Raw genomic sequence first — 11,128 nt, forward strand, 5'->3', positions numbered from 1 at the left:
TGACCCGCCATTTTATGGATATACGACCATGTTGATCGCCAGCCGCAACCGTCTTGCCCGCCTGCAATATGGCCCGAACGGTTTTCGCGTTCTCGAGCCCGGCGATCATGTGCTGTGCGCGGTTAGCGGTGTGCCGATCGGGCTCGACGAGCTGCGCTACTGGTCGGTCGCGCGGCAGGAGCCTTATGCGACCGCCGCGATATCGGTGCAGGCCGCGTTGGACGACGCACGCCGGGCATGAGTTTCCGAAAGCGTTGGGTGCGTCCTATTGCGGTGCCGATGCTGATGATCGGTGCGGCGGGCTGTGTTTCGCCATCGGGGGGCGCCGCGCTTCCACCTCCCCCGCCGCGGCGCGAAGCCGCTCTTCCGTCCAAGCCCGTCGTTCCTGCCGCGCCTGTGCACGCCGACTTTGCGCTGCGCGGTCTGTTCGAACAGGGCGCGACGCTGATCGGCCGGGCGCCGAGCGGCACCCGCACGCTGACGCTCGATGGACAGGCGATCCCGGTCGCCGCCGACGGCGATTTTCTGATCGCCTTCGATCGCGATGCCGGACCGAGCGCGCGGCTCGTCGCGACGCTGGCTGACGGACGCGCGGTCGAGCGTCTGATACCGGTCGCCCCCGGTCGCTGGCAGCTCGAGAATATTAATGCCCCCTATCGCGGCAGCGCGTCGAGCGACGCCGATTTCCAACGCCGCCGTCCCGCCGAGCTTGCGCAAATCGCCGCGGCGCGGACCATGGCGGTCGAATCGGACGGGTGGCGCCAGCGCTTCATTTGGCCGGTGAAGGGGCGCTTCTCGGGCTTTTTCGGATCACAGCGTGTCTATCAGGGCAAGCCCGGCGCCTATCACAGCGGCACCGATGTCGCGGTGCCTGCGGGGACGCCCTTCGTTGCGCCCGCCGACGGGGTCGTCGTGCTCGCGGCCGCCGCGCCCTTCACGCTGGAGGGCAATTTGCTGATCGTCGACCATGGCATGGGGCTCAGCAGCGCCTTTCTTCACTGCCAACGGCTCGACGTGAAGGTCGGCGACCGGGTGACGCAGGGCCAGCGGCTCGGCACCGTCGGCGCGACCGGACGCGCGACCGGTCCGCACATGCACTGGGGCCTGAAGTGGCGCGATGCGCGGCTCGACCCCGGCAAGCTCGCCGGGCCGATGGGCGGGTGATCCGCCGCCGTGCGCGCGAAGTGGTAACTGCTGAAACAAAATTTCGCGAAACGGGTGACTGTGACATATTGTGTTGCGCGGCGTCTCCGTGTTGTTGCAAATACGTCACAATCCCCTTCTAAACGGCAGAAAGCGGGGGGAATTTCCTTTACTCACGGTGAATGACCCGGCATCCGGCATGCCATCGGGGTAGTTTTGCGAGGCGATTTCTGTCGCCGTCGCAGTGCGTGCCCGGGTGTCTTATCCACCAGTAGCAAGGGACTGCACTGTGAAGAAATATTCCACTCATATGGTATTGAAGGCGGCGGTTGCGCCGGCGGCGCTTTGCGTTGCCATGCTTTCGACCGCTGCTTTCGCGCAGGGCGCGCCGGCGGAAGGCGCTTCGGCCGAAGACGTGATCATCGTGACCGGTTCGCGCATCGCCAGCCCGCAGGCTGAATCGAACGCACCGTTGCAGGTTCTCGGCGCTGTCGAGATCGACCAGTCGGGCGTCTCCAACGTGCAGGATCTGCTGCTCAAAAATCCGGCTTTCGGTACACCGGCACTCAGCCGCACGAACTCGGCGTTCCTGACCTCGGGTACGGGCGTCGCCACGGTCGACCTTCGCGACCTCGGTTCGGACCGCACGCTGGTGCTGGTTAACGGCCGCCGCGTCGTGTCGAGCCTCAGCGGCAGCGCAACCGTCGATCTTAACGTCATTCCGACCCAGTTCCTCGAGCGTATCGACGTGCTCACCGGCGGCGCATCGTCGCTTTACGGTTCGGACGCGCTCGCGGGCGTCGTCAACTTCGTCTACAAGCGCGATTTTCAGGGCCTTGAAGGCAACGCTCAATATGGCCTGACCGAGCAGGGTGACGATATTCGTTACCAGGCGAACATGACCATGGGTGCGAACTTCGACGATGGTCGCGGTAACATCATGGTTCACCTCGGCTATTCGAACGAGAAGGGCCTGCTTTCGCGTCAGCGGAAGAACACCTTCCTGGATGATTCCGATACGTCGGCACTGACCGGTGACCTTGCTGACTATGGCAAGCCAACCCAGCCGTTTCTGTCGAGCTTTTCGGAACCCGGGCGCTTCATTTCCGGCGGAACCACTTTCACCTATAGCCCGACCGGCCAGTTGCAGCCCTGCTCGACGACCAATGGGCTGACCTGCACGAACGCGCTGGGTACGGGTGTGGGTCCGAACGGGTTCAACCGTCAATATTATCGCACCCTCGCGGTGCCGGTGCAGCGTTACACCTTTGCTGCCGTCGGTCATTATGATGTCACCGACAACATCACGATGTTCTTCGAAGGCACCTATAACAAGACGCAGTCTTCGCGTATCATCGAGCCCTTCGCGTTGGCATCGGACGGTACGACCGGTGTTTATCCGGAATCGGGCGTGATGCCGATTGAAAATTACATCATCGCTCCCAACGGCACGACGACGAAGGTGCTCAACCCGATCGTCCCGACCGCGATCGCCAATCAGGCGGTGGACTCGGATGGCGACGGCTTGCGCGACATCGGTTTTGCCCGTCGCATGACCGAATTCGGACCGCGCAGCGGCAAGACGACGCGCGACTTCCTGCGCTTCGTCGTTGGCTTTGAAGGAACGCTGGGCGACAAGTTTAACTGGGACTTCAGCTATAACTATGGCCAGGTGACCGAGAACCAGGTGTCGAACGGCCAGGTTAACGTCGTCAATTTCCGCAACGCGCTTGCGGCGATGACCGATGTCAACGACGTCAATGGCAATGGGCTGACCACGGACGTGGTTTGCGTCAACGCCGAGGCACGGGCCAACGGTTGTGTGCCGGTCAACATCTTTGGTGTCGGCAAAATTGACGCGAAGGCGATCGAATATATTGCCGCGCAGCAGTCGCTGCAGAACAGCATCAAGCAGCAGGTCGTCCAGGGTAACATCAGCGGTTCGCTGTTCGAGCTGCCCGCCGGCCCGCTCGGCATCGCTGCAGGCTTTGAATATCGCAAGGAAGAAAGCACCGAGGACAACGATGCTCTGACCAACCAGGGGCTGAACGGCGGTAACAAGCTGCCCGATACCCACGGTGAGTTCGACGTCATCGAAGCCTATGCCGAAGTCAAGGTCCCGATCCTTCGCGACAAGCCCTTCTTCCGCCTGCTCGAAGTGGGTGGTGCTTTCCGCGCTGCCGATTATTCGACGATCGGGACGATCTACAGCTACAACGTCCAGGGAACGTGGCAGCCGGTCGAAGACCTCCGTCTTCGCGCCACTTGGGCCCGTGCGGTTCGTGCACCGAACATCGGTGAACTTTTCTCGGGTCTGTCGCAGACCTTCCCGCCGGGGCTTCAGGATCCGTGCCGCGGCATCGGCGCCACAGGCGGCGGCACCCTTGGCGACAATTGTCGCGCGGCTGCGGGCGTTTCGGCGAATATCGCTGCCGCCCCCGGCGGTGTATTCACTCTCTCGCAGAGCGATATTCAGGGAATCAGCGGCTTTGATGGCGGCAACCCGAACCTGAAGGAAGAAAAGTCCGAGTCGTGGACCGTCGGTGCGGTTATCAATCCGCGTTCGATCGATGCGCTGCGTAACCTGACGCTCACGGTCGACTATTATAACATCAAGATCGACGATGTTATTTCGACGGTCGGTCGCGGTACGATCCTCGACCAGTGCTACAACAAGAGCAATGCGACGCTCTGCGACCTGATCATCCGTCGCCCGACTGCGACGGCGACCAACAGCGCAGGGTCGATCGAGTTCATCAATGACCTGAACGTCAATGCTGCAAAGCTTGAGACGCAGGGTCTCGATGTGACCGTCAACTGGTTCACGCCGGTGAACCTCTTCGAAGCTGAAGGCCGGGTGAATTTCAACCTTGCCTACACCCATCTGTTGCAGACCGACTATACGCCTCTCGCTGGCGCTGCAGTCGATCGGCAGGATGGCGAGATCGGTACGGCTACCGACCGCTTCACCGGCACGCTCGGCTATTCGAACGACAAGTTCAAATGGTCGCTCACCGGTACCTACATCAGCAAGTCGTATGAAGATGATACGTCGTGGTGCGCCAACTTCGGTGATGGTTCGCCGCGTTGCGTCTCGGTCCCGGCTGAATTCTATCTGGATACCCAGGTGGCCTTCACCCCGGCAGACAAGTTCGAATTCTACTTTGGCGTTGACAATCTGCTCAACAACAAGGCTCCGAACATTCTGACCAACACGACCTTTAACACGACGGGTTCGGACACCGCCGCTGATGTCTATGACATCTTCGGTCGCCGTTATTACGCTGGCGTTCGTTTCCACTTCTGATTTCGAAAAATCGGATCATAATGGGGAGGCAGCGATTCGTCGCTGCCTCCCTTTTTTTTGAGGTCTTATACTATGTATCGCGCTTCTATCTTGCTGGCTTCGGCGCTGACCATTTCGCTGTCGTTGTCGCTGCCGGGCTTTGCCTCTGCCGCTGAAAGTGCGCCTGAAGCAGACGCGGCGGCGACCGCGGACGCGGATACGGTCCGCTGCCGTTCTGTCAGGGAACTAGGTTCGCGGATTCCCAAGCGCGTGTGCAAAACCAACGCAATATGGGCCAGCGAGCGGGCAGCCGCGCGTCAGGCGATGGACGATCTCAACCGTTCAAGCCATTGTACGGAACGTTGTTGATACGTGCATAAGCGCGCTCGCGGAATATCGGAATAGCCGGGCACTAGCGGCGCGTGACGCCGGTAGTGCCTATTTTAGGCGCTTCACGCCGACTTCGCTTGTCTTGCCTTCCAGTACGAGGCGATAGCCGCCGAGGCCTCCCGACGTGATCTTCACCTTCTGCCCGATGCGGGGGACCGTGTTCAGTTGGCCATAGGAGGTCGTCTGCCACGTCTGCCCGTTATCAAGCGCGAATATGGTTCCAAATCGGCTGATATTGAGATCGGTGATGGCCGCATCGATTCGCAGATTTTCTTCCTGCGCCGCGCGAATTTGTTTGCGCTTTTCCTCAGGCTCGCGGCTGACGGCTTCGCTGCGCTGGGTCGCGGTCAGTCCGAATTCGGTCCTCGCTTTCGCCTCGGCTTCCGCCCGGCGCTGATCTTCGCTTTTGCGCGCTTCGGGCAGCAGGCCATCGAAGCAGCGCAGGCGCGTCATATCATCGGTGATTTCGCCGCAGCGCAGGACGTCATTCGCGATCGCTTGTGCGTGAGCTACCGCGGGTGCGAGCAGGCTTCCCAGTGTCAAACCGCTGGCGGCCAGCGCAATCGATATCTTCATCGGACAATCCCTTTTCCGCAGCAAAGCGAGTATGATCTATGCATGGATCATACTCGCTGACACCGTATCAGTGCCGCGTCGGCGGTCAAGCAGGGCGTCGGGACCAAGGGGGGTAGCCTTCAGCCGCTGTCTGTCGTCAGCACCAACGCCCCGTCGCCCTCGTCGACCTTTACCGTCGACCCGTCCTTGACCTCGCCGCGCAGGATCAGGTCGGCGAGCGGGTCCTGGACATATTTCTGCACCGCGCGCTTCAGCGGCCGTGCGCCATAGACCGGATCATAGCCGACCCGCCCAAGCCACGCGCGCGCCGCATCGCTGAGTTCGAGCGTCACCTTGCGGCCATCGAGCAGCTTCTGGACGCGGGCGACCTGGATATCGACGATGCCGCCCATATGCCGCTGCGCCAGCCGGTTGAAGAGAACGATCTCGTCGAGCCGGTTGAGGAACTCGGGCCGGAAATGCCCGCGCACAACCTCCATCACCGCGGGTTCGGCCTGTTCGACCGGCGCGTCGTCGGGGAGCGCCGCAATCGCCTGGCTGCCGAGGTTCGACGTCAGGATGATCAGCGTGTTGGTGAAATCGACCGTGCGCCCCTGTCCATCGGTCAGGCGGCCGTCGTCGAGCACCTGGAGCAGGATGTTGAACACATCGGGATGCGCTTTCTCGACCTCGTCGAACAGCACGACCTGATAGGGGCGGCGGCGCACCGCTTCGGTGAGCGTGCCGCCCTCTTCATAGCCGACATAGCCCGGAGGCGCGCCGACGAGCCGCGCGACACTGTGCTTTTCCATGAATTCGGACATGTCGATGCGGACCATCGCATTGTCGTCGTCGAACAGGAAACGCGCGAGCGCCTTGGTGAGCTCGGTCTTGCCGACGCCCGTCGGGCCGAGGAACAGGAACGACCCCAGCGGGCGGTTCGGATCCTGCAGGCCCGCGCGCGCGCGCCGGACCGCGGTCGACACGGCGCGAACGGCTTCGTCCTGCCCGATCACGCGCCGGGTGAGCGTGCTTTCCATCGACAGCAATTTCTCGCGCTCGCCTTCCATCATCCGGTCGACGGGGATCCCGGTCCATTTGCTGACCACGGCGGCGATATCGTCGGCGGTGACTTCCTCGCGCAGCATAGCATTGCCCGCGATCGCTTGTGCTTCCTCAAGCTGCCGTTCGAGCCCGGGGATGGTGCCGTAGGAGAGCTCACCCGCCTTTGCGAGGTCGCCGGCGCGCTGCGCCTGATCGAGCGCCGAACGCGCGGCGTCGAGCGCTTCCTTGATCTTTGCCTCGGCGTGGATCTTGTCCTTTTCGGCGCGCCATTTCTGGGTCAGCCCGGCCGACTGCTGCTCGAGATTGGCGAGTTCGGCCTGCAACGCGGCGAGGCGATCCTTCGACGCATCGTCGGTCTCTTTCGACAGCGCCGATTCCTCGATCTTCATCTGGATGATGCGGCGGTCGAGCGTCTCGATCGCTTCGGGCTTCGATTCGACCTCCATGCGGATGCGGCTCGCGGCCTCGTCCATCAGGTCGATCGCCTTGTCGGGCAGGAAGCGGTCGGAGATGTAGCGGTGCGACAGCGTCGCCGCGGCGACGATTGCCGCGTCGGTGATCCGCACGCCATGGTGCAACTCGTATTTTTCCTTGAGCCCGCGCAGGATCGAGATCGAATCCTCGACCGTCGGTTCGCCGACGAACACCGGCTGGAAGCGCCGCTGGAGCGCAGGGTCTTTTTCGACATGCCTGCGATATTCGTCGAGCGTCGTCGCGCCGATGCAATGCAGCTCGCCGCGGGCGAGCGCGGGCTTGAGCAGGTTCGACGCGTCCATCGCACCCTCGCCCTTGCCGGCGCCGACGAGCGTGTGCATTTCGTCGATGAACAGGATGATTTCGCCCTCGGCGGCTTTCACATCGTCGAGCACGCCCTTGAGGCGTTCTTCGAACTCGCCGCGATATTTGGCGCCCGCGATCAGCGCGCCCATGTCGAGCGACAGCAGGCGGCGGTCCTTCAGACTGTCGGGGACGTCGCCGTTGGTGATGCGCAGCGCGAGGCCTTCGGCGATCGCGGTCTTGCCGACCCCGGGTTCGCCGATCAGCACCGGGTTGTTCTTGGTCCGGCGCGCGAGAATCTGGATGGTGCGGCGGATTTCCTCGTCGCGGCCGATGACCGGGTCGAGCTTGCCCTCGCGTGCGACTTCGGTGAGGTCGCGGGCGAATTTCTTGAGCGCTTCATAACGGTCTTCGCTGCTGGCGGTGTCGGCGCTGCGTCCGCCGCGCAGGGCGTTGATCGCGCTGTTGAGCGCGTCGGCCTTGACGCCCGCATCGGCGAAGGCCTTGCCGACCGGGGTGGTCGGCGCGAGCACCATCGCGAGCAGCAGCCGCTCGACGGTAACATAGCCGTCGCCCGCCTTGGTCGCGACCTGTTCGGCCTGATCGAGCAGGCGTACGGCATCATTGTCGAGCCCCGGCGTCGCTTGCGCGCCCGATCCCGACACGGCGGGAACTTTAGCAAGCAAGGCGTCGATGCCCTGCACTGCACGCGGGGCGTCGCCGCCGCTGCGCTGGATCAGGCCGGCGGCCATGCCTTCGCTGTCTTCGAGCAAGGCTTTGGCAATATGTTCGGGGGCGATCCGCTGATGGTTCATGCGGATCGCGATCGTCTGCGCGGCTTGCAGGAAGCCCTTGGCGCGGTCGGTGAATTTTTCGAGGTTCATGGAAAATCCCCTTTCTCGTCAAGCAAGATAGTGTTGCTATTTGGCAACACAAGGGGTGAGCTTCGCCCCAACTCCGTTCGCTTGATACGAGCGGAGTTGGGGGGCTTTCTTACTCCCCGCTGCGCGCCAGCTGGTCGAGCAGGCGCACGCCAAAGCCCGTCATCCCTGCGGGAACCAGCGGCGAAGCCTTATCGCTGCGGTTGACCCCGGCGATGTCGAGATGCGCCCAGGGCATGGCGTCGTCGACGAAGAAGCCGATGAAATGCGCGCCGAGGCTGGCGCCCGGACCGTCGCCGCCGCTGTTGCGGACGTCGGCGATGTCGGATTTGACGCGCTCGGCATATTTGGCATGGAGCGGCATCCGCCACAGCTCCTCGCCGCTTGCGGTTCCGGCGGCGAGCAGCTTGGCGGCGAGCGCTTCGTCGCGTGCAAACAGCCCGGCATATTGGTCCGACAGCGCGCCAACGATCGAACCCGTCAGCGTCGCGATATTGACGATCGCGCGCGGCTTGTAGTTCTGCGCGACATATTCATTCGCGTCGGCGAGGACGAGGCGGCCTTCGGCGTCGCTGTTCACCATTTCGATCGTCTTGCCCGACATGGTGCGCACGACATCGCCGGGGCGCTGGGCATTGCCGTCGGGCATATTCTCGGCGAGCGCGGCGACCGCGACGACATGCACCGGCGCGCGCGACTTGGCGAGCGACAGCGCGGCACCGATCACCGATGCGGCCCCCGACATATCGCCCTTCATATTGCCCATTCCCGCGCTGGGCTTGATCGAAATTCCGCCCGAATCGAAGGTGATGCCCTTGCCCACCAGCGCGAGCGGCGCGGCGGGGGCACTGGCGCCGCGATAGCGGATCAGCATCATCCGCGACCCGCGCGGGCTGCCCTGACCGACCCCGACGATGCTGCCCATGCCGAGTTTGCGCATCATCGCTTCGTCGAGCACTTCGATCGTCACCCCGGCAACCCCGGAGAAAGCGCGGCGCGCCTCGGCAACGAAACTTTCGGGATAGATGACGTTCGCGGGTTCGTTGGCGAGGTCGCGCGACAGGCGCACCCCGTCGGCGAGCGGGCGTCCGCGTGCGGAAAAGGCGGCTTCGGCGGCGGCGGGGTTCGCGCCGACCAGCGTCACCGCGCCGGTCGGCGGCGCCTTTTTGTCGACGGTTTTGTAGCGGTCGAAACGATATTGGCCGAGCGCGAAACCATAGGCGACCTCTGCTGCTGCGGCATCGTCATAGGTACCTGCGATCGTCACCGGATGCGCTTCGCTTTTGAGTTCCTGCGCCGCCTTGCCCCCGGCTTCGGCGAGCGCGAGTGCGGTCGGAGCCGGGCCGGTTCCGACCAGCAGGATGCGCGGATGCACGCCGATGCCGCGCAGCGACAGCATCGATCCCGCCTTGCCATCGAAGCTCGCGGCAGCGATCGCGCTGGTCACCGCGGCGCGCTCGGCGGCGCTCAGCGCGACCCCGGTCAGCGGCGGCAAGGTCGCATCGGCCATCAACAGCGCGAGCGCGCCTCCCGCAGGGGCGCTTGTCGCAAAGCCGATCGCGCGTTCGGCGCTGTTCGCCACGGTCGCAGGGGCGACCCCCGAGCCAACGAAGGTCTGCGCCATCACGGCGGGCGCCGCGCCGAACGACAGGCAAGCGGCAAGGAGCAGGCTTTTGCTACGCATATTTTGATATTCCCCGGTTTGTTCAAACTGTTGTTTCTGCATAACGGCCGCGCGTTGCGGCGCAAATCCCGCTCGACGAACGGCCGTCATGGGCTGTCGGACGCGGCGCTTTGCCGGACTCCTCATCCCGGCGCCCGCTTCCTGCCGACGCGATGAAGTGCGGCCGTGATGATCAGAAAAAGGCCGAGCGACGCCGCGCCGAGGCCCAGCGCGGCGCGGACATCGGCGTCGCTGACCAGCATCGAGGCGAAAAGCGGGCCAAGGCTTGCGCCCAGAAGCTGGGCCCCGCCGAGCAGGACGGCGGCGCGGCGGGTCGGATCGGCCTCGATCGCCATTGGGACAAGGAAGGGTAGCGCGAACAGCCAGAGAAAGCCGAACAGCCCGAGCAGGAAGAGGAAAAGCGCCTCCGGGGGAAGCCAGGCGAGCCCCGCCAGCACCCCCATATTGGCGAGCCCGCACAGCATCAGCATATGGTTCCAGCGTACCCGCCCGGCGACCATGGTCGCGAGGGCTCCGCCCGCGACCTGACACGCCAGCGAGATCGCTACCGCGGCGCCGATGATCGTGGGGGCGTGACCCGCCTGATGCGACAGCGGCTCGGCATAGACCCAGACGGCGCCGATCGCCGCGAGGTAGAGAAAGGCTGCGGCGAGGGCGATCCAGCCGCGCCGGTTCGGTAATCCGGCGCTTGCGCTGTCGGTCGTTCCGCCGGGTAGCGCGGCATAATGACCGGGCAGCGCGGCCGCGGCGAGCATTGCCGCGAGGCAAAGCAGCGAAAGCGACAGGAAGCCGCCATTGGCACCCATATGCGGCATCACCAGCGCGGTCAGTATCGTGACCCAGAGCAATTGGGTGAGGGTCTGGACGGTGAGATAGATGCCTGCCCATCGTTCGGGCAGCGGCGAGCGGGCGATCATCGACAGGGCGATCCAGATCAAAACGCCGCTGGGCAAACCCGCGGCGGCCCGTACCCATATCAGATCGGCGCCGCTCAGCCGGGTGGTGAGGGCATCGATTGCGGCGAGCAGGAGGCAGGCGAGCAGAGCGATCAGGCGCAGCCGCTCGGGTTTGAGGAGGACCCCCGCCAGCACCGCGGCCGCCCCCATGGCGAGCAGTTCGGCGGTTGCGACAAGGCCAAGCTGCATCGCCGACAGCCGTCCGCTTTCGAGCAGCGCACCCAATAGCAGCGGCTGGAGCCCCGGGATCATGATTCCGACGACACCGAATGTCAGCGCCGCGGTGATTTCGCGTCCCGAGAGGGTGTGGCCGCCAACCCATTGCGCGCGATCCGCCGGTGGAATGCTGGCCGTCACGCGTCGCGCCCGGACATAAGGGTCAGCGCAGGCG

Annotated in this window: 7 protein-coding genes; 3 read left to right on the forward strand and 4 right to left on the reverse strand. The window is 64.1% G+C overall.

The genetic code is table 11. The features are described 5' to 3' along the window. Positions 1–28 precede the first annotated feature (28 nt). The 3 genes from AC1RRJ_RS16390 to AC1RRJ_RS16400 all read left to right on the forward strand — a co-directional run bounded on the left by AC1RRJ_RS16390 (position 29) and on the right by AC1RRJ_RS16400 (position 4,450). On the forward strand, positions 29–241 hold the full coding sequence (locus tag AC1RRJ_RS16390; RefSeq protein ID WP_493124554.1) for a DUF2093 domain-containing protein: 213 nt from the start codon (positions 29–31) through the stop codon (positions 239–241). Next, positions 238–1,164, forward strand: a complete 927-nt coding sequence (locus AC1RRJ_RS16395; protein ID WP_493124556.1) for a M23 family metallopeptidase — start codon at positions 238–240, stop codon at positions 1,162–1,164. Before AC1RRJ_RS16390 ends, AC1RRJ_RS16395 begins: the two co-directional genes overlap by 4 nt. Positions 1,165–1,432: 268 nt before the next feature. Continuing rightward, positions 1,433–4,450 carry a TonB-dependent receptor domain-containing protein gene (locus tag AC1RRJ_RS16400; RefSeq protein WP_493124558.1) on the forward strand — a complete coding sequence of 1,006 codons (3,018 nt, stop codon included), beginning with the start codon at positions 1,433–1,435 and terminating at the stop codon, positions 4,448–4,450. Positions 4,451–4,867: 417 nt separating this feature from the next. On the opposite strand, the gene AC1RRJ_RS16405 is transcribed toward AC1RRJ_RS16400, so the two are convergent. The 4 genes from AC1RRJ_RS16405 to AC1RRJ_RS16420 all read right to left on the reverse strand — a co-directional run bounded on the left by AC1RRJ_RS16405 (position 4,868) and on the right by AC1RRJ_RS16420 (position 11,094). Next, positions 4,868–5,395: a hypothetical protein gene (locus AC1RRJ_RS16405; protein ID WP_493124560.1), complete on the reverse strand. Its 528-nt coding sequence runs from the start codon at positions 5,393–5,395 to the stop codon at positions 4,868–4,870. 119 nt (positions 5,396–5,514) lie between these two features. Then, a complete protein-coding gene (gene clpB / locus AC1RRJ_RS16410; protein ID WP_493124562.1) occupies positions 5,515–8,100 on the reverse strand; it encodes an ATP-dependent chaperone ClpB in 2,586 nt (861 codons plus the stop codon). A 109-nt stretch (positions 8,101–8,209) separates the two neighbouring features. Continuing rightward, complete coding sequence (locus AC1RRJ_RS16415) at positions 8,210–9,781, reverse strand: leucyl aminopeptidase (RefSeq protein ID WP_493124564.1); 1,572 nt, start codon at positions 9,779–9,781, stop codon at positions 8,210–8,212. Between the two features lie 122 nt (positions 9,782–9,903). Further along, positions 9,904–11,094, reverse strand: a complete 1,191-nt coding sequence (locus AC1RRJ_RS16420) for a hypothetical protein (protein ID WP_493124566.1) — start codon at positions 11,092–11,094, stop codon at positions 9,904–9,906. Between the last annotated feature and the right edge of the window lie 34 nt (positions 11,095–11,128).

Source organism: Sphingopyxis sp. GW821-FHT12C06, from assembly GCF_058807415.1.